At 68.0% G+C, this 23,846-nt stretch carries 22 protein-coding genes; 6 read left to right on the forward strand and 16 right to left on the reverse strand.

Annotated features, from left to right (window positions below):
• Window positions 1-153 precede the first annotated feature (153 nt).
• Complete coding sequence (locus H4W30_RS04275; RefSeq protein ID WP_192741589.1) at window positions 154-1,128, forward strand: TerC family protein; 975 nt, start codon at window positions 154-156, stop codon at window positions 1,126-1,128.
• A gap of 30 nt (window positions 1,129-1,158) precedes the next feature.
• Window positions 1,159-3,120: a S9 family peptidase gene (locus H4W30_RS04280; protein WP_192741590.1), complete on the forward strand. Its 1,962-nt coding sequence runs from the start codon at window positions 1,159-1,161 to the stop codon at window positions 3,118-3,120.
• A gap of 391 nt (window positions 3,121-3,511) precedes the next feature.
• Here the strand turns inward: H4W30_RS04280 and H4W30_RS04285 are convergent, their stop codons facing one another.
• From H4W30_RS04285 to H4W30_RS04300, 4 genes are all read right to left on the reverse strand, one after another.
• A complete protein-coding gene (locus tag H4W30_RS04285; protein ID WP_225949027.1) occupies window positions 3,512-4,540 on the reverse strand; it encodes an IS30 family transposase in 1,029 nt (342 codons plus the stop codon).
• 181 nt (window positions 4,541-4,721) lie between these two features.
• A complete protein-coding gene (locus H4W30_RS04290; RefSeq protein WP_007028108.1) occupies window positions 4,722-5,378 on the reverse strand; it encodes an RES family NAD+ phosphorylase in 657 nt (218 codons plus the stop codon).
• 96 nt (window positions 5,379-5,474) lie between these two features.
• Window positions 5,475-6,056: a DNA-binding protein gene (locus tag H4W30_RS04295; protein WP_192741592.1), complete on the reverse strand. Its 582-nt coding sequence runs from the start codon at window positions 6,054-6,056 to the stop codon at window positions 5,475-5,477.
• A gap of 337 nt (window positions 6,057-6,393) precedes the next feature.
• Window positions 6,394-7,374 (reverse strand): LacI family DNA-binding transcriptional regulator, encoded by a 981-nt coding sequence (locus H4W30_RS04300; protein ID WP_126734099.1) that lies wholly within the window; start codon window positions 7,372-7,374, stop codon window positions 6,394-6,396.
• Window positions 7,375-7,488: 114 nt separating this feature from the next.
• Here H4W30_RS04300 and H4W30_RS04305 point away from each other — a divergent pair, with 114 nt between their 5' ends.
• Window positions 7,489-9,012 (forward strand): FGGY-family carbohydrate kinase, encoded by a 1,524-nt coding sequence (locus tag H4W30_RS04305; protein WP_192741593.1) that lies wholly within the window; start codon window positions 7,489-7,491, stop codon window positions 9,010-9,012.
• Here H4W30_RS04305 and H4W30_RS04310 read toward each other — a convergent pair.
• Entirely contained in the window at window positions 8,943-9,629 is a 687-nt protein-coding gene (locus H4W30_RS04310) for a helix-turn-helix domain-containing protein (RefSeq protein ID WP_225948762.1), read from the reverse strand. The genes H4W30_RS04305 and H4W30_RS04310 overlap by 70 nt on opposite strands.
• Before the next feature lie 30 nt (window positions 9,630-9,659).
• Here H4W30_RS04310 and H4W30_RS04315 point away from each other — a divergent pair, with 30 nt between their 5' ends.
• The 3 genes from H4W30_RS04315 to H4W30_RS04325 all read left to right on the forward strand — a co-directional run bounded on the left by H4W30_RS04315 (window position 9,660) and on the right by H4W30_RS04325 (window position 11,547).
• Window positions 9,660-10,064, forward strand: a complete 405-nt coding sequence (locus H4W30_RS04315; RefSeq protein WP_192741594.1) for an NUDIX hydrolase — start codon at window positions 9,660-9,662, stop codon at window positions 10,062-10,064.
• A 199-nt stretch (window positions 10,065-10,263) separates the two neighbouring features.
• Complete coding sequence (locus H4W30_RS04320; protein ID WP_192741595.1) at window positions 10,264-10,758, forward strand: MmpS family transport accessory protein; 495 nt, start codon at window positions 10,264-10,266, stop codon at window positions 10,756-10,758.
• 21 nt (window positions 10,759-10,779) lie between these two features.
• On the forward strand, window positions 10,780-11,547 hold the full coding sequence (locus tag H4W30_RS04325) for an ABC transporter permease (protein WP_192741596.1): 768 nt from the start codon (window positions 10,780-10,782) through the stop codon (window positions 11,545-11,547).
• Here H4W30_RS04325 and H4W30_RS04330 read toward each other — a convergent pair.
• The 11 genes from H4W30_RS04330 to H4W30_RS04380 form a co-directional block, all read right to left on the reverse strand.
• The gene (locus tag H4W30_RS04330; RefSeq protein WP_192741597.1) at window positions 11,510-12,196 is read right to left on the reverse strand and encodes a histidine phosphatase family protein; all 687 of its coding nucleotides are present in this window, start codon (window positions 12,194-12,196) and stop codon (window positions 11,510-11,512) included. The genes H4W30_RS04325 and H4W30_RS04330 overlap by 38 nt on opposite strands.
• A gap of 18 nt (window positions 12,197-12,214) precedes the next feature.
• On the reverse strand, window positions 12,215-14,083 hold the full coding sequence (locus H4W30_RS04335) for a Na+/H+ antiporter (RefSeq protein WP_225949031.1): 1,869 nt from the start codon (window positions 14,081-14,083) through the stop codon (window positions 12,215-12,217).
• 40 nt (window positions 14,084-14,123) lie between these two features.
• On the reverse strand, window positions 14,124-14,519 hold the full coding sequence (locus H4W30_RS04340; RefSeq protein ID WP_192741599.1) for a VOC family protein: 396 nt from the start codon (window positions 14,517-14,519) through the stop codon (window positions 14,124-14,126).
• Between the two features lie 5 nt (window positions 14,520-14,524).
• Entirely contained in the window at window positions 14,525-14,929 is a 405-nt protein-coding gene (locus tag H4W30_RS04345; protein ID WP_198941864.1) for a helix-turn-helix transcriptional regulator, read from the reverse strand.
• Window positions 14,930-15,046: 117 nt separating this feature from the next.
• On the reverse strand, window positions 15,047-18,118 hold the full coding sequence (locus H4W30_RS04350; protein ID WP_192741601.1) for a glycosyl hydrolase 2 galactose-binding domain-containing protein: 3,072 nt from the start codon (window positions 18,116-18,118) through the stop codon (window positions 15,047-15,049).
• A gap of 124 nt (window positions 18,119-18,242) precedes the next feature.
• Window positions 18,243-18,629 carry a YchJ family protein gene (locus H4W30_RS04355; RefSeq protein WP_192742424.1) on the reverse strand — a complete coding sequence of 129 codons (387 nt, stop codon included), beginning with the start codon at window positions 18,627-18,629 and terminating at the stop codon, window positions 18,243-18,245.
• Between the two features lie 19 nt (window positions 18,630-18,648).
• The gene (locus H4W30_RS04360) at window positions 18,649-19,026 is read right to left on the reverse strand and encodes a DUF1801 domain-containing protein (protein ID WP_192741602.1); all 378 of its coding nucleotides are present in this window, start codon (window positions 19,024-19,026) and stop codon (window positions 18,649-18,651) included.
• A 76-nt stretch (window positions 19,027-19,102) separates the two neighbouring features.
• Window positions 19,103-19,306, reverse strand: coding sequence for a helix-hairpin-helix domain-containing protein (locus H4W30_RS04365; protein WP_192741603.1), 204 nt, complete (start codon window positions 19,304-19,306; stop codon window positions 19,103-19,105).
• Window positions 19,307-19,321: 15 nt separating this feature from the next.
• Window positions 19,322-21,496 carry a UvrD-helicase domain-containing protein gene (locus H4W30_RS04370; RefSeq protein WP_318780529.1) on the reverse strand — a complete coding sequence of 725 codons (2,175 nt, stop codon included), beginning with the start codon at window positions 21,494-21,496 and terminating at the stop codon, window positions 19,322-19,324.
• Window positions 21,497-21,620: 124 nt separating this feature from the next.
• Window positions 21,621-22,250: a hypothetical protein gene (locus H4W30_RS04375; RefSeq protein WP_225948763.1), complete on the reverse strand. Its 630-nt coding sequence runs from the start codon at window positions 22,248-22,250 to the stop codon at window positions 21,621-21,623.
• 184 nt (window positions 22,251-22,434) lie between these two features.
• Window positions 22,435-23,688 (reverse strand): HNH endonuclease signature motif containing protein, encoded by a 1,254-nt coding sequence (locus H4W30_RS04380; protein ID WP_192741604.1) that lies wholly within the window; start codon window positions 23,686-23,688, stop codon window positions 22,435-22,437.
• Window positions 23,689-23,846: the final 158 nt, after the last annotated feature.

Here is a 23,846-nt window from a genome sequence, read left to right on the forward strand (position 1 = left end):
TCAAACTGGACCAGCTGTGAGGGGAGTATTCCTTCGCGGCGGTGTCGTCAGCACGGTGGCCTTCGCAGGCCCCCGGCACCGTCGGCCGGTTTCGCACCGGCGGAAGAGACCTCCGGTTAGTTGCTGCTGTGCACTTTCCGGAGGGTTGGTTACATGTCTGTTCCCCTGTGGCTGTGGATCGCCACGGTCGGTGGCCTGCTCGCGCTCATCGCGCTGGACCTGGTCATCGTCGATCGCAAGCCACACGAGGTCACCACCGGCGAAGCCGCCCGGTGGGTCATCTTCTACATCGCCGTGGCCGTCGCGTTCGGCGTCGGTGTCTGGGTCTTCGCCGGGCACGACTTCGGTGTCCAGTTCTTCACCGGGTACATCACCGAGTACTCGCTGAGCGTCGACAACCTGTTCATCTTCATGATCATCATGACGTCGTTCAAGGTGCCCGCGATCCACCAGCACCGGGTGCTGCTGATCGGCATCCTGCTCGCGCTCGCCATGCGGAGCGTGTTCATCGCCGTGGGCGCCGCGCTGATCGCGCAGTTCGTCTGGGTCTTCTTCCTCTTCGGCGCCGTCCTCGTCTGGACCGCGGTCAGCATGGTCCGCAACAAGGATGAAGAAGAGGAATACGAGGAGAACGCGCTCACCCGCTGGGTGCGCAAGCTCTTCCCGGTCACCGAAGAGTGGCACGGGCACAAGTCCTTCGTGAAGAAGGACGGCAAGCGCTGGATCACCCCGATGTTCCTGGTGATCGTCGCGATCGGCAGCGCGGACCTGCTGTTCGCGGTCGACTCGATCCCCGCGATCTTCGGTATCACGCAGGAGGCCTTCCTGGTCTTCACCGCCAACGCGTTCGCGCTGATGGGTCTGCGCCAGCTGTACTTCCTGCTCGGTGGCCTGGTCACCAAGCTGGTGTACCTGTCCTACGGCCTAGCGGTGATCCTCGCCTTCATCGGCGCCAAGCTGTTCCTGCACGCGCTGCACGAGTACCACGTCGTCCCGGACTGGCTGGACATCAACAACTGGGTCTCCCTGGGCGTCATCGTCGTGGTCCTGACCGTGACGACGGTGGCCAGCCTCGCGAAGGCGAAGAAGCTGGAAGCCGCTGAGCGGGAATCTTCGATCAGTAGTTAGAACTGCTAAGGATCGGGTACCGTCGGGGCCGTGCGTCCCGTTGACATCGAAGCCCTGACGGTCCCCGGCATCCTCGCGCTGCGCGGCGACCTGCTGCTCACCGCGGTGAGCAGGCCTGATCTGAAGACGAACGGCTACCGCGGAGCCCTGCGCAGGGTCGACCTGGGTGGCGGCGGAGAGAGCGCCTGGACCCACGGGGCCAAGGACTCCGCCCCCGCCATCTCGCCGGACGGCCGGTGGGTCGCGTTCCTCCGGGCCGGAGAGGGCTCCGGACGCGCGGCCAAGCCGCAGGTGCACGTGATGCCCGCGGCCGGCGGCGACGCGAAGCGGATCACCGGCTTGCCCCTCGGCGCGGGCTCCCCGGTCTGGGCACCCGATTCCCGCCGGATCGCCTTCGTCGCCCGCGTGCCCGAACCCGGCCGGTACGGCACCGAGAACGCGGACGGCGAAACCCCGGAGCCGGGCGAAGAAGCGCCGCGGCACATCAAGAACCTCTTCTACCGCGTCGACGACGTGGGTTTCCTCAACGACCGTCCACAGCGTCTGTTCGTCGTGGACGCCGTCGCCGCGCTGGACGAGGAATCGCCTGCTGAGCTCACGCCGCTGACCGACGACCGCGCCGACGTCGACCATCCGTCGTGGACGGCCGACGGCGAGCAGATCCTGTTCACCGCCCCGCGTGACTGGGCCGCCGAGGACACCATCCGTTCGGATGTCTACGCCGTACCCGCGGACGGTGGCGAGCCCCGGCTGCTGGTCCGGACTCTGGGCACCGCGGCCCGGCCGGTCGTCGCCCCGGACGGTTCGATCCTGTTCTACGGCAACGAATTCCCCGGTATGGAAGACGTCGCCCGCAACACCGGGCTCTGGCAGGCGCCGTGGCCCTCCGGTGACGAAATTTCTTCCCCGCGCCGGCTGACCGGCGTCGAAACGGTGGACTGCGACCACGCGGCCAGCCCTCCGGTCGTCGTCGGCGGCGAGGTCCTCGTCGTGGTCAGCAATCGCGGTGCCGCGGAGTTGCGTGCCGTTCCCTTGGACGCCGAACTCGCCGAGCTGAATTCCCTGCGCCGCCTCGCCGGTGAACGCACCGCGGTGAAGTCGTTCGCCGTCGACGGCGAACGGATCGCCGCGGTGATCGGGACGCCCGAGAGTTCCGGTGACGTGGTGCTGCTTTCCGGCGGCGAACAGCGTGTGCTCACCGACTACTCGAAGGCGTTGCGGGACACCGGGATCCTGCCGCTGGAGGAACTGGACGCGACCGCCCCGGACGGCTATCCGGTCCACGGCTGGGTCGTCCGGCCCGAAGGGGACGGGCCGCATCCCGTGGTCCTGATGGTCCACGGTGGACCGTTCGCGGCGTACGAATGGAAGGTGTTCGACGAGGCGCAGGTGCTCGCCGACGCGGGCTACGCCGTCGTTCTCGGCAACCCGCGCGGTTCCGCCGGCTACGGCGAAAGCCACGGCCGGAGCATCGTCCACGGACTCGGCACCGTGGACGCGGACGATCTGCTGGCGCTACTGGACGAAGCGCTCAAGCTGCCGAACCTGGACGGCGACCGCGTCGGGGTGATGGGCGGCTCGTACGGCGGGTTCATGACGAGCTGGCTCGCCGCGCACCACGGCGGCCGGTTCCGCGCCGCGTGGAGCGAGCGCGCGGTCAACGCGTGGGACTCGTTCGTCGGCAGTTCCGACATCGGCTGGTTCTTCGCCGGGGGCTACGCCGGCGACGACATCGAAGAGCAGCGCAAGCGCAGCCCGCTGACGTACGCGGGGAAGATCGACATCCCGTTCATGGTCGTGCACTCCGAGCAGGACTGGCGATGCCCGCTGGAGCAGGCGCAGCGGATGTACGTGGCCTTGCGGCAGAACGGCGTCGCGGCCGAATTCCTGCTGTTCCCCGGTGAGGGACACGAACTCACGCGGTCCGGGCTGCCGCGGCACCGGGTGCAGCGGTTCGACGCCGTGCTGGAGTGGTGGGGCCGCCACCTCTGAACCTCGTGAGTGGTGAGGACGGTTCTAACCGTCCTCACCACTCACGAGGGCAGGGGCTCGGCCGGGGGTTGCGAAAGCCACTTTCGCAACGTTGAAGGTTGCGAAAGTGGCTTTCGCAACGTTGTCCGTGGCCGGGCCTGGCACAGCCCTGGTGATCATGTCGCGAAAGCCACTTTCGAGACGTCTGATGTCCCGAAAGTGGCTTTCGCGACACCGGCTCCAGATTTCTCAGGCCTTCATGGGGCCGGGCGACGACACCCACGGTTCTAACCGTCCTCACCACTCACGAGGGCAGGGGCTCAGCCGGGGGTTGCGAAAGCCACTTTCGCAACCTCGGCCGTGGCCAGGCCCGGCACAGCCCTGGTGATCATGTCGCGAAAGCCAGGCGGTTTCAACTGGTTGTTGCAAGTAGTGCTTTGTCGAGTGCTTGTGCTGGTGTGAGGAGGCCGAGTGTAGGGCGTGGTCGGGTGTTGAGGCGTAGGGCGATGGCGTCGCAGTGGGTTTGGGTGAGGTGGCGTAGGTCTGAGCCTTTGGGCCAGTAGTGGCGTAGCAGGCCGTTGGTGTTTTCGTTGCTGCCGCGTTCCCAGGGGCCGTGGGGGTTGCAGAAGTAGACCTGTAGTCCGGTGTCGAGGGTGAATTGGGCGTGCTGGGCCATTTCGTTGCCTTGGTCCCAGGTCAGCGACCGTTTCAGTTCGGTGGGCAGGGTGGCGATCATGCTGGTGAGTAGTTCCCGGACTTCGACGGCCTTGTGGGTGTCGGGCAGGGGAGCGAGCAGCACGAATCGGGAGTGGCGTTCGACCAGGGTGATGACCGCGCCCTGGCCGACCGCGCCGAGGATCAGATCGCCTTCCCAGTGCCCGGGAACGGCCCGGTCTGCGGCCTCGGCGGGGCGTTCACTGATCGGGGTCATCCCGGCGATCCGGCCTTTGCGGCGGTGGGAGGTGCTGGTGCGTGACCGGCGCTGATCCCGGCCCGACCGCAGATGCTCGGTGAGTTCGTTGCGTAGTTCACCGCGAGTCTGGATGAACAGTGACAGGTAGATCGTCTCGTGACTCACCCGCATAGCCTGATCGTCGGGGAACAACCTCGGCAACATCAGGGAGATCAGCCGGGGTGACCAGTCCGCTTGCAGCAGACCGGTCACCACCGCCGCCAGCGTGCCGGCCAGCAGGTGGGCTTTCGGGCGCCGGCCGCGTTCCACGGCCAGGCGCTGGGCTCGGCCGGCCCGGTAACGGCGGGGCCGGCCATCGACCTTGGTGCCGGGCCGCGAGCACCGCGGTCCACCACCGCGGCGCACTTCTCGGGAAATCGTCGAGGGTGACCTACCCAGCACCTTCGCCACCGCGTCCTGACTCAGACCTTGATCCAAACCATTCTGGATCTTCTCCCGCTCCTCACGCGTCAACCGGGCTCCTGGCATGCCGAACTCCCTATCAGCCACCACCACTTGCAACAACCGATTGAAACCGCCCCACTTTCGAGACGTCTGATGTCCCGAAAGTGGCTTTCGCGACACCGGCTCCAGATTTCTCAGGCCTTCATGGGGCCGGGCGACGACACCCACGGTTCTAACCGTCCTCACCACTCACGAGGGCAGGGGCTCAGCTGAGCAGCGTGTAGTTCAGCTCTTCGCACACCCGGCCCAGCGGGACGTCGAGCCCCGGATGGTCCAGCGGGAGCAGCACGTCCGGCGCGACCGGCAGCGAGTTCCCGGCGGGCGGGTCCCACAGCGCGAGCGCGGGGCCGCCGGAATCCATGGACGACCGGTACCAGACGCCGTCGAGGTCGCCGAACGCGGCGCGGATGGCCCGGGCCCAGGCCTGGGTGATCTTCTTCGGGCCGCTGGAGATCTCCTGCGAGGCGCCGACCCGGGTGGGCCACAGGCCGGCCAGGTCGAGCAGCCGCAGCGTGCGGGTCGGCCGGACGACGACCAGGCGCGGGCCGCGGGACTTGCGGTCGACCGTCGACGTGGTCTGGAAGACCTCCGCGATGCTGGTGCGCACGGTGAGGCCGAAGTACAGGACACCGTTCCCGGGGTCGGTGACCGGGCGACCGCCGCGACCGGGGGTCTGCGGGTCGAACCGGCCGTGCGGGAGCGGGCCGCTGTAGCGGAACGAATTCCACTGCTGGGGGTGGTTGCCGTGCGCGGTGAAGATCCTGACCAGCCTGGTGCCGGGGTGCACCGTCACCACGTCGTTGGTGCGGTGCAGCTCCTTGACCAGGACAGAGCGTGCGGGCGGCAGGGGAAGCCGGGCCATACCTCGGGAGTCGTCCGTCCTTGTCGGGTGATCTTGCTCGATGGGGTCAGCCTACGGCCTACCCCCGACTGAAATTCCCGTCGTCGGGCAAGGATCTCAGAACGGCGAACCCAGCGTGGCCACCAGTCTCGCGACGTGCTCGGGGTCGCCGCCGGAGAGGAGCCACTGGCGCGGGGTGGCCGGGTGGTCGTTGATCACCAGATCGGCCTGCGGGGTGCTCATGAACGCGGCGACGACGAGCGCGGGCTGGTCCTCGGGGACGGCGCGCAGCACGACCTCCAGGCCGGGCAGAACCCCGGAACCGGCGAACTGCCAGGCGGGCAGCCGCCAGCCCTGGTCCTTCCAGCCGGTGAGCCTGCCCTCCTTCAGCCGGTGCCGGATCCGGCTGTCGTCCACGCCCAGTGCCTTCGCCGCTTCCAGCACGCTCAGCGCGGAATCGGCGAGTACGGCGTGCGCGGCGACCGTGCGGGCACGGAAGTCCGGCTCGTCCTCGCCCCGGGGGGAGAGGTCGAGGCCGACGTCGGTGAGCGCGGCCCGCTGGTCCGCCGAGAAATAATGCGACGGATCGGGGTTCGGTGGGGTCAGTCTCCGCGCCGCGTCCTCGACGAGGTTCAGGAACTCGTTGGCGTCGACCTTCAGGCCCGCCTTGGCGAGAACGTTCTCGAGCGCTATCGACATAGCGCCTAGGGTAACGCGTCTGTGCGGGTTCGTGCGGTCTCATCTCGATTTCGTGGGGGAATTCACCAGAGATGAACACAGAGTGCACGGAATTAAACACGCGCAGTAGGCAATGTCGCCATAGTCTGCCCGGATCGCGCGAGCTTGTCCAGGAGTCCGGCTTGACAGGTGGTAAACGGGAACTTACCTTCCGAAAGGTAAACGATTTCTTCCCACCGCTTCGGAGAACCCGGCTGGTGTGGGGCCGGCTTGGGGGAACAAGGGGGTGGGGCGTTCCTGGGCGGCCGGTGCGAACCGGTCGCCCAGGCACGTCGTGCACCTGAAGTTCTCCCGGGGGTCAGTCGCGCCGTGAACTCCGGCGCACGATCAGTTTCGCCTGAAGCGTGGTCGTCGTGGCCTTGCGCGTGCTGTCGCCGATCCGGGCGAGCAGTAGTTCGGCGGCGACCCTGCCCACCTCGTTCGCGGGCTGGGCGACCACTGTCAGCGGCGGGTCGATCAGCGTCGTCCACGGCGCGTCGTCGAACGACACGATCCCGACGTCCTGTCCCGAGCGCAGGCCTCTGGCGGCCAAGGCCTCCAGGACACCGATCGTCATCGTGCTGTTGCCGACCAGCAGCGCGTCCGGCGGTTCGGGCTCGTCCAGCAGGCTGAGCGCGGCGAGCCTGCCGCCCTCGGCGCGGAACTCGGCACGCCGGGTGAGCGCGTTCTCCTCGCCGACCGCGTCGGTGTAACCGGCCAGCCGGTCTTCGGCCGTGCGCACCCCGGGCGGCCCGCTGACGCAGGCGACCCGCCGGTACCCGCCGTCGAGCAGGTGCCGGGTCGCGTCGCGGGCGGCGAGCCGGGTGTCGACCAGGACCTGGTCGCCGGTGTTCTCCAGCAGCGGCCGGTCGACGGCGACCACGGGAGTGCCGCGTTCGGTCAGCCGGTCGACGTTGGTGGCGCGGCCGGTGGGGGAGAGCACCACGCCGGCGACCCGTTCCTGGAGCGCGACGTCTATGTAGCGCCGCTCCTTCTCCTCGTTGTCGTCGGCGTTGCACAGCACCACCGAATAGCCCGCCGTCTGCGCGATGTCCTCGACGCCGCGGGCGATCGCGGTGAAGAAGGGGTTCTCCACGTCGGAGATGATGAGTGCGAGTACCGCGGTCTCCTGACGGCGCAGATTCCTCGCGAGCCCGTTCGGGTGGTATCCCAATTCGGCCGCGGCGGCCTGCACCCTTGCCGCGAGCACCGGGTCCACAGTGGACTTCCCGTTGAGCGTTCTCGACACGGTCGCCGTCGAAACCCCGGCCTTCGCCGCCACGTCGTTGATGGTGGCCACCGTGACCTCCCCTTCCACAGGTGTGTTGACACCCTCGCACGGGAAGAATAGCTTGGCCGACAATCGTTACCATCCGCTGATCGCGCTACTCGCGCGGAGGAGTTCGGAGGCGTCGTGCGGGAACCGGGCCTGGTGCTCGGCGTCGACATCGGCACTTCGAGTTCCAAAGGCGTCCTCGTCGATTCCCAGGGCACCATAGTGGCACGGGCGTCCCAGCCGCACGAAACCTCCCGGCCGCGTCCCGGCTGGTTCGAGCACGACGCGGAAACCGTGTGGTGGCAAGACTTCGTGGCGCTGGCGCGGGAACTTTCGGCGGCCGCCGGGGATCATCCCATCATCGGAGTGTCGGTCAGCGGGATCGGGCCGGTGCTGTTGCCCGCCGACGCTTCCGGCAAACCTTTGCGCCCCGCGATCCTTTACGGCGTCGACACCCGAGCATCCGACGAAATCCGGGAATTGAACCGGGAATTCGGCGAAGAATCCATTGTGGAACGCGGCGGGAGCGCGCTCGGCTCACAGGCCGTCGGGCCGAAATGGCGCTGGCTGGCCAAGAACGAGCCGGACGTGTTCGAGTGGGCGAAGCTCTTCCTGATGGCGAGTTCGTTCCTCGTGCTGCGCTTGACCGGTGAATACGTCCTCGACCATCATTCGGCGAGTCAATGCGATCCGATGTACGACCTGCGCGAGGCGCGCTGGGCGCCGGACCGGGCCGCGGCGATCGTCCCCGGCGTCGAGCTGCCGAGGCTCGCGTGGCCGACCGAGGTCGCCGGTTCGATCACCGCCGGGGCGGCCGCGGAAACCGGCTTGCCGCAAGGGATCCCGGTGACGGCGGGAACGGTGGACGCCTGGGCCGAGGCGACCAGTGTCGGGGTCACCGCGCCCGGGGACACCATGCTCATGTACGGCACCACCATGTTCCTGATCCAGATGCTCGCCGATCCCCGCCCCGGGCAGGGGCTGTGGACGACCCGCGGTGCCTTCCCCGGCAGCTATTCGCTCGCCGCCGGCATGGCGACCTCCGGCGCGATCACCGATTGGCTGCGGGATCTCGTCGGCGGCGAGTTCGGGGAGCTGGCCGCGGCGGCGGCCGAGGTCCCGGCGGGCAGCCGCGGTCTGCTGATGTTGCCGTATTTCGCCGGAGAACGGACGCCCGTGCCCGACCCGGACGCGAGAGGGATCATCGCCGGGCTGACCACGTCCCACGATCGTGCGGATCTGTACCGCGCGGCGCTGGAAGGCACGGCGTACGGGGTGCGGCACAACCTCGAAGCCATGCGCGAGGCCGGTGGTGGCACCGGCCGGTTCGTCGCCGTCGGCGGCGGGACACAGGGCGGGGTGTGGACGCGGATCGTCAGCGACGTCGCGCGGATCGAGCAGGAGATCCCCGCGGAAACCATCGGTGCCGCGTTCGGTGACGCCGTCCTCGCCTCGGTCGCGCTGGGCAGGGAACCGGATCTCGAAGCCTGGAACCCCGTCGCCGAGATCGTCCGCCCCGGCGCGGACGCCGACGTCTACGACGAGTTCTATCCGCACTACCGAGATCTCTACCGGTCCACTGTGGACATCGCTCATTTCCTGGCGCGGAAGAACTCGCTCGCTTTCAGCCCGGAGAGCTCCCGGCAATCCCGGCTCAGGTGAGCCTGATCGGCATAACCCGCCGAGAACGCCAGCGAGGCGAGATCCGGCGCCGTTCCCGCGAGACCGATGGCGCGCTGGAACCGGGTGACCCGCAGATACGTGGCCGGTCCGTAGCCGACCGCGAGGGTGAACCGCCGCCGCAACTGCCGTTCGCCGGTGGTGAAGCTGTCCAGTGCGGCCGAAACCCGGGGAACGCCGCCGTCCAGCCTGGCGATCAACGCCGAGACCTCCCGGTCGGCCCGGCCGGCTCCGCGCCGCTCGACGACGTCGAGCAGCGAAGCCTCGCCGGAGAGCACGCGTTCGGCCAGCAGTTCGCCTTCCCTGCCCCACAGGTCGCGCAGGGGGACACGCTGATCACGCAGCTCGTCGGCGCCCAGGCCCAGGACGTCACCCGCTCTGCCGGGGGCGAATCGCACACCCTTTGCCCGTGCGCTGGTCTCCCAGGTCCAGGCCGCGGTGTCCGGCCCGGCGACGAAAACCTCACCGCCGCTCTCCACCAGGTCGACACAGCCGTCGGGCACGATCCGCTTCGGCGCCGTGCCCGTGTCCTCCCACAGGCAGCACACCACGCCGGACGGCCCGCCGGGTGCCGTCGTCTCCCGATACACGGTTGCCATGATGCCCCCGTCCTACGACAGAATCGGGCCGTGTCCGAAGCAGAGATCGATTCACTGGCCTGGATCCACGTCCGCGACCGCCGCCTGCTGTCGGTGCGGACCGAGGGAAAGGCCAAGTTCTACCTGCCTGGTGGCAAGCGCGAACCCGGCGAGGGCGACGTCGCCGGGCTGTGCCGGGAGATCAGGGAGGAACTCGGCGTCGAGCTCGACCCGCCGAGTTTCCGCTTCTTCGCGGTGCTGAACGAGCAGGCCGACGGTTACGCGGACGGCCGCCGCGTCCACCTGACCTGTTACACCGCCGACCATCGCGGGGAGCCCACACCCGGCCGGGAGATCGCGGAGTCCGCCTGGCTGTCGTCGGCCGACGCGCACCTCTGCCCGCCGGCGGGACAGCGGGTCCTCGGGCTGCTCGCCGACGCGGGTCTCATTGACTAGCCGGGTCACTCAAAGTGAGCTGTTCGGCTCACTGTGCTTACGCCGATCGCCCCATGACCAGGGGTTCCCCACTCACTGGGACACCCAAAAGGGTGAATATCGGGTTTCTTCCCGATAACGGCTAACGCGGAGTCACCTCCGTGCGAGAAGTAGTCGACGCACTCGACGGAAGTGCGCTCGGACGAGAGAAGACCTCTCCATGGGTGTTCCTACCGCGACCCCTCCGGCATCGGCGCCGGGGCAGGGTGCCCCCGGCAGGCTGAAGCCGCTGGGGACGGTCGTGGTCGTGCTGGGTGTGATGGCCGTCGCCGTCACCCTGACCAGTTACGTGCTGCCGAAGGCCTCCAGGCCCGTGCAGAATCCGCCCGCGCCGCAGGCCGAACAGGTCGAACAAGCCGCGGCCGCCGTGCGCACCGTGCTGCACACCGTCGTCTACGAGCTTTCCGGCGCGAAAGGCGCCCAGAACGTCACCTACGTCGCGCAGGGCTCGGAACTCATGCAGAAGACCGACGTGACGACGCCGTGGAGCACCACCTTCGAGCGCAGGAGCGAAGAAGGCCGCGACGAGTTCTACAGCCTGTCCGCGCAGGGTTCGGGTAGCGGCGCGCTGCGATGCCGGATCCTCGTCGACGGCGAGGTCGTCAGCGAGCGCACCGCTCCCGCCGCGGGCGCGCCGGTGACCTGCACCGCCTGATCCTGCGGCAGGATCATCCGGGTGACGGATGGTGCGATCGAGTTCGGCCCGGTGCTCGCCGTGGTCCTGGCCGTGCTGGCGATCTTCGGCGCGGCGGTGGTGCAGTTCGGGCGGCTGGGGCAGGGCAAGGCGGTGCTGTTCGCGGCCGGGCGCGCCGTCGTCCAGCTCGCCGCCGTGTCGCTGGTCATCGTCGGGATCCTGAAATCAGGCTGGCTGACCGGCGGTTTCGTGCTGCTGATGTTCACGATCGCGGCGGTCACCTCGGCGCGCCGGATCGGGGTGGCGAAGGATCTGGCGTGGGTCGCGCTCGCCATCGCGTCCGGTGTGGTGCCGGTGCTGACGCTCGTGCTCGCGACCGGGGTGGTCCCGTGGCGGCCGATCGCGATCGTGCCGATCGCCGGGATCGTCATCGGCGGCGCGATGTCCGCGACCTCGCAGGCGGCGCGGCGGGCGCTGGACGAACTCGTTTCCCGTCACGGCGAATACGAAGCCGCGCTGGCGCTGGGATTCCTGCGCCGCCCGGCCGCGCTGGAGATCTGCCGCCCCTCGGCAGGACATGCGCTGATCCCCGCTCTCGACCAGACCCGCACGGTCGGCCTGGTCACCTTGCCCGGCGCCTACGTCGGTGTCCTCCTCGGTGGCGCCGGGCCGGTGCAGGCCGGGGTGACCCAGGTGCTCGTGCTCATCGGACTGCTGGCCGCCGAGGCGGTCGCGGTCCTGGTCGTCGTGCACCTGGTCGCGGCGGGCCGGATCAGCCGAAAGGCGACTGAAGATGCGACGTGTCGTTGAACCGCCGCACCATCCAGTTCTCGCCCGACACCACCAGATGTGAGATCGAGCCGTTGTCCGCGCCCAGGAACGCGAACCGGTTCTTCGCGGCGCTGGCCTGCGCGAAGACCTCGCCGATGACACCGCCGTGGGTGAACACGGCGATCCTCCGGTCCGGGTTGGCCGCCGCGAGCCTGCCGATGGCCGCCCTGATCCGCCCGCCGAACGATTCCATCGTCTCCGCGCCGGGGATGACGTCCCAGCGCTGTTCGCGCCACAGCTGTTCGACGATCGGGTGGCCTTCGTAGGTATATCGCCGGAAAAGCCCGTTCTCCCACTCGCCGAGGTGGATCTCGCGCAGGTCCGGCTCGACCTCCGGCGTGAGCCCGAGCTTCGCGGCCAGCGGTGCCGCGGTCTGCGGTGTCCGGCGCAGTGTCGTCACGTACAGCGCCGAGATCCGCTCGTCCGCCAGGCGGCGGCCCACCCGCTCGGCGTGATCCCTGCCCTCCGGCGCGAGATCCGGATCGGCCTGCCCGTCGACGAGTTCGAACGGGTTGTCGCCCTTCGCCGGAGCGGATTCACCGTGGCGGACAAGGAAGATCTCGGTCGCGCCCGGGGGAGGTGAGAACCGGTGCTGGCGGTATTCGACTTCCTGCTCAGGGGTGCTCATACCCCGGACCCTACCGAGCTAACCAAGCTGTTTGTCCACGAAACACCAGCGCCAGGTCTCGCCGGGTTCGTGGCTGCGCATCACCGGGTGCAGGGTGTCGTGGAAGTGCTCGGTCGCGTGCTTGCCCGGTGAGGAGTCGCAGCAGGCGACATTCCCGCATTTGACGCATTCGCGCAGATGCACCCAGGTCATCCCGTTCTCCACGCACACGGCGCAGACATCAGGGGAGCTGGGTTCGACCGCGGGCCACTCCTTGGTGAGATGCTTGCAGGATCCCGCCGTCGCGGCGGGGGTGCGCAGTTCCCGATCGGAGTCCGGCACGGTCTCCTCCTCCCTGTCCAGCATGGATTCCTCGATGTCGAGGCGTTCGAGGATCCGGCGCAGGACATCATCATCGGCCATCCCGGAGTCACGCGCCTCCAGGAACTTCTCCCGTTCGACTTCGAGAAGCCGCAGCCTCAGCCGCCGATACGCGTCGCTCGGTGTCTCGGACAGCGCACTCTGCCTGCCAAGTTCCTCCCAGGCCGAGTCCGAACGGTGCTGGAGCCGGCTGCGCAGGCGTTCGACGATGTCGTCCGGGTCCTCGGGGGTCCGGATCTTGTCCAGCTCTTCGAGCGCGGCCCTGGTCATGTCGTGGAGCACGGCCGCCTCCTGCAGCGCGTCCTCGGCCGGATCGGGCGGCGGCAGTTTCAGGCGGCGGACCAGCACCGGCAACGTCGTCCCGTGCAGCAGCAGCGTTCCCGCCACGACGACGAACGCGACCAGTACCAGCACGGCCCGCTGCGGAGTGTCCGCGGGCAGCACGAACGCCGCCGCGAGCGTGACGACGCCGCGCATCCCCGCCCACGCGATCACGGCCGAATACCGCCACGGCCAGGCGTGACGGCGGAACACGCGGCGTGCCAGGCCGATGCCGGCCATCCAGACGATCCGCGTGACGATGGTCGCGGCCAGCGTGGCGGCACAGATCAGGACCAGTTCCATCGCGGTCAGGCCGCTGTCACCGACCTCGGTCATGATCCGGCGGACCTGCAGGCCGATCAGCAGGAAGACGATGTTCTCCAGCAGGAACTGGATGGTCTGCCAGTTCAGCCTGCTGGCCAGCCGCGAGCGGCCCGAAAGCATGCTCGGCGCCTTGTGCCCGAGGATCAGCCCCGCGACGACCACGGCGATCACGCCGGAACCGTGGATCGCCTCGGCGGCCAGATAGGCGACGAACGGGACCACCAGCGAAAGCGCGGTGTCGGTCACCGGGTCTTCCAGGCGGGTGCGGATCAGCGCGGCCAGCGCGCCGACGGCGAACCCGATCACCAGCCCGCCGCCCGCGGCCAGCAGGAAATCCCCGCCGACCTGCACCAGGCTCACCGAGCCCGCGATGGCCGCGATGGCGGTCCGCAACGCGACCAGTGCGGCCGCGTCGTTGAACAGGCTTTCGCCCTCCAGCAGCCTGGTCAGCTTGCGCGGCATCCCGACCTTGCGGGCGACGGCGGTGGCCGCGACCGCGTCGGGCGGCGCGACCACCGCACCGATGGCGAGCCCGGCGGCCAGCGGCAGTCCGGGGATCACCAGCCACGCCACGACCCCGACCGCGGCCGTGGTGAAGATGACGAGCCCCACCGACAACAGCAGGATCGGCCCGCGGTTGCGGCGGAAGTCGATGAGCGACGTGCGGATCGCGGTGGCGTACAGCAGCGGGGGCAGCAGCCCCAGGAGCACGACCTCCGGGTCCAGTTCGTACTCCGGGACGCCCGGCACGTACGACGCGGCGACCCCGACCGCGATCAGGCACAGGGGCGCCGACCAGTCGAGTTTCCGCGCCGCGGCGGTGACCAGGAGGACGGCCACCACCAGTGCCACTAGTTCTACCGCGATCTCCACGCCGCTCATCATCACCCGGGAGCGTCAGTGCGCGCGCACCGAGGCCGGGCTACCGCTCCTCGAACCGCACCAGATTGCCCGCCGGGTCGCGGAAAGAGCAGTCGAAAGCGCCCCAGGACTGCCTCATCGGCTCTTGGACGACGTCCGCGCCCGCCGCCTGGATCCGGTCGAAGGTGCCGACCAGATCCGGCGTGGACAGCACGATGATGCCGTGAACGCCCTTGGCCATCAGCTCGGCGATCGTCGAGCGTTCCTCGTCGGTGATCTCCGGATCGGCGGCGGGCGGATGGAGCACGAGCGACGTCTCCGGCTGCCCCGGCGGGCCGACCGTGGCCTGGAGCGGGCCCTGGTCGCGCACTTCGAAGCCCAGGATGTCGCGATAGAAGGAAAGTGAAGCCTCGAGATCGTCCGCGGGAAGGTAGGACGCGTGAATCGTGAGGGTCATACGACTCAAGGTAGGTCGGCGCGCGGTGGGGTCGCTTCTCGATTCCTGATCGGTCGCATGACCTGTTTGACGACGCAGCCAGGCATGCCACGGCCGTCCTCCGCCGCCTGTTTGCGGTACGCGCTCGGCGAGATGCCGACCAGCTCGGAGAAGCGTGTGCTGAACGTGCCCAGCGACGAGAAACCGACGTCGAAGCAGACTTCGGTGACCGACATGTCCCCGCGCCGCAGCAGCATCATGGCCCGCTCGATCCGGCGGGTCATCAGGTAGCTGTACGGCGATTCGCCGTACGCGGCGCGAAACTCGCGGCTGAGATGCCCGGCGGAGACGTGCACGCCGCGCGCCAGCGCTTCGACGTCCAAAGGTTGCGCGTAGTCGCGGTCGATCCGGTCGCGGACACGGCGCAGCATCGCCAGGTCCCGCAGGCGCGGGTCGGGTTTGCCGGTCACCCGGGAAGCGTAACCCACGCCCGCACGGGAGAGGCCCCCTTCGCAGGGTGGCAAGGGGGGCCTCGGGCGACTCCCGCGCTAAAGGGTGATCTTGTCGATGTTGGGGCCGCCGTTCGCTGTGGTGGCGACCGCCTTGATCTTGTTCACTCCCGCCGCCAGCGGGACCTTGACGGTTCTGGTCGTCCAGTTCGGCCAGGCCCCGGTGCCGCCGAAGCCGACACCGGATGCGCTGATCGAGCCGTTGACGGAGAAGTCCAGCGGCCGGTTCGCCGTCGTCCCGTTGGCATACCGGACGACGACGTCGTAAGTGCCCGCGGACGGCACGTTCACCGCCCACTCGACCGAGCTGCCCGCGACGTTGTCGTAGTTGACGAATCCGGTGCCGGTGAACCCGGCGTGGTTCGACTCGACCGCGCCCTGGACGATCGTGGCGTCCTCCGCCTGGTAATCGACCGGGTTGCCGGGGCCGGAGCCGTCGGCCGGAACGGTCTGCGTGCCGGTGTTCCAGCCCGAGACCCGCACCGACGGCTTGGAGCCCTTGAGGTCGGCGGTGCGGTACTTCGCGGTCAGCGTGGTCGTCTCACCCGGCCAGAGGCTCACCGCGTTGTCGTTCCACTCCACCGGCAGCACCGGTTTGCCCGCGGCGTCCACGACCTTCGAGTCCACGTAGAACGCCGGGAGCTTGCCGCCCGAGGTGTTCTTCAGCGTCACGGTGGTCGTGGTGGTGCCGTCGCCACCGGCGACCGACTTCGCCGTCGCGCTGACCGCGGACTGGCCGAGGTTCTTCAGCCCGGTCAGGTCGGCGTAACCCGACTGGGGTGTGTAGTACCAGTCGCTGCCGGCCCAGTTCAGCGTGTCGGCCTTGGTGGAGAGCCAGTACACGTTCCGGCTGACCTCCTTGCCCGACGAGTCGGTGAGCACCAGCTTCGCCAGGTAAGTCGTCGACAGCCCGCTCACCGCCGGGACGGTGACCGCGGTGGCCTTGGCGCCCAGCGCGCCGACCGACAGTCCGGTCTTGGTGTTGCTGTACTTCTCGGTGCCGTCGAGGTTGTACAGCTTCGTGGTCGCCGTCAGCCCGCTCACCGCGTTCGACGTCTGGTTGATCACCACGACCGACCGGTTGTCGTGCGAGTACTGGATGTGCAGCGGCTCGTTGGCCTTCTTCGCCCCGTAGTAGGCGCCGTTCTGGTCCATGTAGGCGTCGAACAGCTGCCAGTGCAGCGAGGTCCACGGGCTGTTGAGCATCCAGTAGATCAACCCGGTCGACGGATTGGTCGAGTCGGTGTAGTTGCGCGAGTGCGACTCGAACTCCGCGCGGACGTTCTCGTACTGCGCGAGCTGCGCCTTCCGTACGAAGTCGTTCAGGTCGGCCGGCGCGCCGTAGCGCTTGGTGAGCGCGTTGGCGAACAGCTTCAGGTTCGCGAACGTCGTCGACGAAGAACGGTGGTACTGGGGTGCCGACGGGTCCTTCCACATCGTTTCCAGCTCACTGTCCGACATCATCCGCTTCAACGTGTCCATCGTCGGGATGTCGACACCCGCGCTGGTCTCGGAGTTGAAGCTCCAGGCGCCACCGCGGTCCTTCTGCGACTTGTCGTACCAGTAGACGGGCGGGACGTAGTCGTACGGGCCGTTCATCTTCATGCCGGAGGCGCCCGTGATCGGGGACGGCCTCTTCGACGCCGACGGGATCACCGGAAGGGTGAAGTCGGCGGCCTTCATCGCGTCGAGGTAGCCCTGCTCGATCCGCCGGTCCGGCGCGAAGTCGCTGCCGATGTGGAAGGAGATGACGCTCGGGTGGTCACGCAGGCGCTCGGCCTCGGAGAACATCGACGCCTTGGCGATCGGGTAGTCCGACTCGACCCACGGCTCGCCCTTCTCCTCGCCGTTGACGTGTCCTTCCCATTTGTCGCAGCATTCCCAGCCGGGCATGGTCAGCACACCGAGGTCGTCGGCGAGGTCGAAGAACTCGTCCGGCTCGATGTGGCCTTCCAGGCGGACCGTGTTGAGCCCGAGGTTCAGCACGTATTTGAGCTTGTCGGCCGCCGCGGTCTCGTTCCAGCGCAGGAACAGGTCCGGCGTGTAGCCACCGCCGCGGATCAGCAGCGGTTTGCCGTTGACGCTGTACTGCCGTCCACCGCTGGAGTTCAGCGGCGCCTTGACGTCGCGGACACCGAACTTCGACTTCGAGGTGTCGGACGGCGTGCCGCCGACACTCGCGGTCAGGTCGAGTTCGTACCGGTGCTGGCCGCCCATTCCGGCGGGCCACCAGAGATTCGGCTTGTCGAGGCCGACCACCGGGAACGTCACGGTCTTGCGTTCCTTGGCGGCCAGCGAGACCGTCTGGGTGACCGGCTTGCCCGCGACCGTGCCGGCGACGGTGGCCTGCACCGCGTTCGCCGTGTCGTTGCGGACGTCGGCCTTCACGGTCAGGTCGGCGTGGTCGAGCGAGGAGTTCAGCTTCTGGACCACGTGGGCGCTGCGCAGCGCGACCGGGCCGCTGCGGCGGACGAGGACGTCGCGCACGATGCCCATGTTCTGGTCCGGCGGGGTCTGCGCCCAGTCGATCCAGCCCATCGAGAGGTCGTTGTTGGGGTCGTTGGGGTAGACCTTGAACGCGACGCTGTTGACGCCCGGGCGCACGTGCGAGGTGATGTCCAGGTCGTGGCGGGTGTAGGCGCCGTTGATTTGGTCCTTCGTCGCGATCCTTGTGCCGTTGACCCAGACGTCGGCCTTGGAGAGCACGCCGCTGAAGTCGAGGTACGTCCGCTTCGAGGTGTCGTCGACGTTCAGGTCCGTCCGGTACCACCACGGCACCGAGAACTGCGCGGTCGGGACGTTCTTCATGTTCGTCGAGTAGAACGGGTCGGCGTACTTGCCGTTCTGCAGCAATCCGGCGTAGACCGTGGACCGCGACGACACCGGGTACCAGCCGGCGGTGGGGAAGCCCGGCTTCGACACCGCCGAGTCGTCGCTGACCTGCGCCGACGACTGGATCACGTAGCCGGGGACCGGGGTGGCGTTGCCCGCGACGGCCACCTCCGCGCCGGTGGCGACGGGGGCGGTGGTCACCCCGCAGACCGCGGCGGCCAGCGCGGTGACGGTCAAGGCCAGTAAAGGGATCCGGGTTCTCTTCTGCCGAAAACTCACGAGCGCGCCTCCTCGGGCACACGGCGGCGGACCTTTGGTGAAATCGTTAAGAAAGTTCCCTAACAATGTTGGGGAGATAGTAGCCGCCACCGCACGCGGAGAACAGACCCTCGCGCCGGGTTCGTCAGCCGACGGGCGCCACGTAGATCCACTGCCCGTCGACGCGGACGAAGTGGCTGTTCTCGTGCATGCTGCCGGGTTGGCGATCCTGGCGGTAGTGGGCCCGGAACTCCACGGTGCCCTCCTTTTCCAGCAGTCCGCCGCCGGTCTTGCCGAGGATCTCCAGGAACGTCCAACGCTGTCCGGGATCGAGCTCGAGCTCGGCGGGCCTGGTCTTCGGATGCCAGGTCTTCGTGAGATACGCGGTGTCGCCGACGGCGAACGCGCTGAACCGCGACCGCATCAGCAGTTCGGCGGTGGGCGCGGTCGCGGCTCCCCGGTGGAAGCGGCCGCAGCACGCGCCATAGGGCTCGCCAAGGCCGCAGGGGCAACGGGACTCGTCGGTGATCACGGGCACGCCGACGATTGTGTCATCGCGCCGCCGCGGTGGTTTCGAGGTCTCGCGCCTGCTTGAGCCAGCCGGTGAACAGATCGGCGTCGATGTCCTCGACGGAGCGCAGCTTGACGTGCGCCATCTCCCGCGCGCTCGCCTCCAGCCTGCCGGACTCGTCGTCGACGAGCTGCCCTTTCCACAGGGCGAAGGTGACGTACGACGAGTAGGCCTTCAGCAGGCAGACGAGGTTCTTCCCGACGGCTTCGCCAACGCTCCAGGTCGGGGAGGCGTGGTACATCGCCTCGATGGAACCGGGCAGGGCGGCGTTGACGATCGGGCGCAACGCGGTGGCGACTTCGCGCAGGTTCTCGGGCAGGGCGGCGATGTAGTCGTCGACGTTCGCGAACTTGGCCATGACTCGTTCTCCTTCGGTCGGTGTGCTGCTGCGTTCAGCTAACCGTCCGAAGGTTGAAGTTGTCAAGACAAAAAATTTAGTCGGCGGGTTTGAATGTCCGACCTCGTGTTTCCAACGCCTCGCGGATGATGCGGAGCGCTTTGGGGCCGACGCCGTGCAGGCTCGCCAGCTCGGCTTCGGTGGCGCGGGTGAAGTGCTCCAGCCGGGTGTAACCAGCGGCGGTGAAGGCGCGTGTCGCCGGGTTGCCGATGCCGGGCGGCAGGTCGGTCTGTTCGTTCATGGGTGTCCTCTTCGGTCAGTGGCCGTGCCGTCGCATCCATTGTGGACTGCAACAGAACTCGCACGGTTCGAGCTCACCGGGGGCGACGGAACCCCAGGCGAGGCGCGTGACGTCGTGGACGTTCATGCCCTGCCGATGCGCGCGCCCCTGGCCCTTGCGCAGCCAAGTGCAGTCCGGGTCGTTGTGATACGCGTTTCCCCCGGAGGTCCGGAAGCCGTGGGAGAGGACGTTCGGTGGCGGCTTACGGCACAGTGAGCACCAAGAGATCGGCATGTCGTGGACGCAGTCCTCTTCGGCTTCCACGGCTTTCGCCGGCTCATCGGCCTGCTCGGGCGCGGTGTCGTCGAGCACGCCCCACCAGAGGAAGTCGCGGGCCCGCGTCGCCGCGACGAGATGCTGCCTGCCGCGCAACTCGCGGCGTTCCTCCTCGGCCTGGCTGCCGGTCACGCTCTCGTGGGTGTTCTGCAGTACCAGCACGGCCTCGAAGTCCAAGCCCTTCGCCCGGTGCACAGTGCCGACCTTGAGCTTGCCGTCGGCCGCACCGGTGTAGTTCTCCAGTGCCAGCGTGGGGATCCCGGCCGCACGCAGGATCTCGACGCATCGGCCGAGATCCTTGTGGTGGAAGACGATCAGCGCCGAATGATCAAGGCGCGCCGTCAGTTTCCGGACCGCTTCGACCAGCGCGCCGGGCAGTTCTCCGGACGTGCCCCGCCAGGTCTCGGTCGTTCCGCCCTCACTGGCGGACTCGGCCGCGCGGAGAGCGATCCCGTCCGCGCCGTCGAGATCGTCGACCCGGTTCGTCGCGTCGAAACGTCGAGCGAAGCCCAGAACCTCGGCACGGTTGCGGTAGTTCACCTTCAGGATCTCGCCGCGGCCCTGGACGGGGATACCGGCGTCGGACAGTCGCCAGCCGCCGGGGTAGACCTGCTGCTGACCGTCTCCGACCAGCAGAAGCCGGTTCGGGCCGTCACCGGCCAGCTCACGCAGCAGCCGCAGTCCGCACAGCGGGATGTCCTGCACCTCGTCGACGACGACTCCCGCATACGGCGTTTCGAGCGGCCGCCTCGCGAGTTCGGTGCGGCCGAGCTCGATCAGGTCGTTGTAGTCGTGCACGCCCCTTTCGGCCAGTCCTCGCTGGTAGTGCTCATAAAGGTTCCAGACGCGCGCTTTCTGGCTCGCGTCGAGCCGGAGGATCCGGCCACGCCGCTGGACCGCGACGTAGCCGGCAAGCGTCGTGATGCCCCTGCCCTTGATCACCCGGTCCAGTTCCGTGCGCCAGTAGTCGACGCTCGGTTCGATGACCTGCAACTTCTCACGGTGGGCCATCCACGCGAAGCTGAACGCCGTGTCGATCTTGCGCCGATCCACCTGCACGGGCACGTCGCGCTCGGCGAGGAACCGGCGGACCCAGGCGTGCAGGTTCGTGAACTCGACGCGACCGTCCAGCTCGGGTGCGAGCCGGTCGAAGGCCGTCTTGATCACGGAAGGCAGCGTGTGGACGTAGGTGGTGAACAGCAGCGGCCCGGTACTGACCCGGGCCAGATGCCTGAGCCGGTGGAGAGCGACGACCGTCTTGCCGGTCCCCGCCGGGCCACTGATCCGCGCCGGCCCCGAGTAGTCCCGCTTGACGATCGCGTTCTGCTGAGGATGCAGGAAGGTGAGCCACGAATCGAACGGACGTCGCTGGGCTGCTCCGACTTGGTCTTCGATCAGTTCGGTGACGTCCAGCAGCCCTCCCGTGCTCGGCTCACGGTCCGGCTGCTGGACGGCCAGGGGCAGGTAGCCGCGCAGCCGTCGTTCCGCCTGCTCCGCGATGGTGGCGACCGACCGTTTGTCGAGATGGAGCGCGTCCCGCCGGAAAATCCGGCCGAGGCTCGACTCGGTCAGTGACCAGTGGACGCCGTCCTGACGGGGATCGCCCGCACCCTGGCCGATCACCGCGAGGTGGATAGCGCTTTCGGCCAGGGAACGGCCCTGTGGTCCGGGGATTCCGGCAAAGCGCTCTTTCGCATGGCGCAGGATCTGGTTCGCGGTCTCGAAATCGGGCCCCTTGTCCGAGATCAGGAGAGCGAAAACGCCGGTCTGCCCGATCAGGAAGGCGTCCGCGCTCCGGCTGTCGCCCGACGGCAGCGCCGCCTTGACCATGAGCCGCCAGCCCGTACCGGTCCGGCTGAGCAAGGCGGTGAGCACGTTGCGTTGTAGTGAGTCCAGACCGGTGAAGGTTCTCGCGAGAATTTCTCGAGCCTGGGCTTCGAGTCGCCTTCTGGAATGGTCGCTCCTGCTCACATGCTTTCCGTTCGTCGGTGGTGGTGGTTCAAGGTGCGGGGAACTCGACGGCGACATCGACGGCCGTCTCAAGCGCCGCTTCGCTCGGCCGTCCGGAGGCGGGCGCGGATTCGGCGATCACGACCAGCTTCTTGGCCTGCCGGGAGTCGTAGTTCTTGCCGGTGAAACGGCTTCCCGGCGGCGCCTCGCCGAAGAGCACGACGTTGCCGGTGCCGTCCTTGTCGACGAGCCGTTTCAGATCGCTCGCATCGCTTGCCTTCGGCATCTTCACCCAGGCGACGGAGACGGTGATGGTGTTGCCGGCGCCATCGTCGACGATGACCAGCATGCGGTCGAGATCGACGCAAGGATGGCGCAGGAAGAAGCGCTGGACTTCGCCGAAGGAATGCGGTCCGCATTCGAGCTCCCGTTTGGCGGTCTTCTTCAGCTGACGCCAGCCCAAGCGTTGCCAGGATTCGGAATGGCGGCCCTTCTGGGCGGATTTCTTGCTGGAGCTTTTGCCTTTGAGGGCTTGGCTCGCGGCGGAATCCAGGGAGGCTGCGGTGCCTCCACCTATGCCGTTGGTGGCGGCGACGACCACTCCTGCCGTGGCCATCGCGCCCGCGCCGTACTTGTATTTGACCCAACGGCCGTCCGGGCCGCGAGGTTGATTCACCATGATGCGCTCCGTCCCCTCCCAAGTCCGGAACGGCGATCTTGCTCCGGCTTTTGCGGAATAATCGAGGACTCCTGCGCCAATACGCCCGAACGGCGCAATCGATATCGGGGTTTCCGCCGGTACTGAACAGTTTTAGGCATGACGAGGGGCCCGTCGCCGGTGTGGCTGGCGGGCTCCTCGGGGTTCAGCGGTGGTGGAGGGTGTTGCGTCGGGGTTGGCGGAGCGGATCTCGATACTGGGGTGGGATGAACTCCGGTAATCCGTCGGCGGCCATCCGGACTTCCCAGTCGCCGTGGTGGATCAGCCGGTGGTGGAAACCGCACAGCAGCACGAGATTCCGGAGATCTGTCGGCCCGCCGTCTGCCCAGTGGATGATGTGGTGGGCGTGGCAATTCTTGGGTTTCCGATGGCATCCGGGGAACGCGCAGCCACCATCGCGGATGTTGAGCGCCCGTCTCTGACCTGGGGTGACGAATCGTCTGAGTCGTCCTACGTCGAGGGGTTCACCGGCGGCGCTCAGCACGACCGGGAGCATGAGGCAGTCGCAGGCGGCGAGTCGGGCTTCGCGGGCGGTCATCGTTCCGACGAAGTCGAGGCAGGCGGTGCCGAGGCCGGATTTGAGTTCGTCGAGTCCGATGGTGACGTGGACGAGGGTGCGGTAGCCGCTGGTTCCGGGTTGGTCGGGGCAGGCGATCGCGAGGTCGAGGAGTTCGGCCCAGGCGTCTCCCAGGCGTTCGCATTTCATCCGCAGGTCCGCTTGGCCGAATTCGTCGACCGGTCGCGGCTGGGCGTAGGCCTCGAGTGCGGCGGCGGTGCGGGCACCGGTCTCGTCGTCCAGCAGCCCGGTCAGTTTCCAGAAGCCGTCTCTGCGGCGTTCCAGGGTGAGTTCGCGGCGTGGTTCCTTGGGCTCAGGCTCCTTGGGTTCGTTGCCGTCGGGGTCGAGCCAGCCCAGCAGTTTCGCTTCAGCGTCCACCAACTGATGGGGACCGGCGTTCGGGGCGAGGTTGGCGAGGATCTTCTCCGCGACCGCTCGATCCTCGGCCGAGGTGTCGGCGGGGAGCCTCTTCAAGATCTCCAGGATCTGGTCGATCCGTTCGTCCCCGACCAGCCCTTCGGCGGCGACGGCGGCGGTCTCGGGTGCCACGGCCGGGGCTTCGGTGCCATCCAGGTTCCGCGTCGGGTTCAAAGCGATCGCCCGCTTCACCACCGCGCCCGCTTCACCGCGCGACAACCCCGCCATCTCCGCGAGCCAGCTCGCCGTACTGCCATGCCCGAACAAATCCTTGGCGCCCCGAGACTCGACCTCCGCCAGAAACCGTCCCAAACCAGCGGTGGCCATCCGGATCACCTGCAGGGACTGCTGCACGCCATGGGCAAGCTCCAGCTTGCCGGCACGCCACAACTCCTGCGGCAACTCGGGAAGGAAGGTCTCGGACACGCCTCCATAATACCGCGATTCATCGAACAGGTGTTCGTAATTTAAGCGACAAGCGAAACGCGCGAACAACACCGAAGGGTGATGTCGCCGCGCAGGGAGATCACGCAAAGAAAGCGTGACGCATTTAGTCGGCTAAATGCTGGCAGGTGTGAAGCAAG

It is taken from the genome of Amycolatopsis roodepoortensis, assembly GCF_014873915.1.
Classification (GTDB): Bacteria; Actinomycetota; Actinomycetes; order Mycobacteriales; family Pseudonocardiaceae; genus Amycolatopsis; species Amycolatopsis roodepoortensis.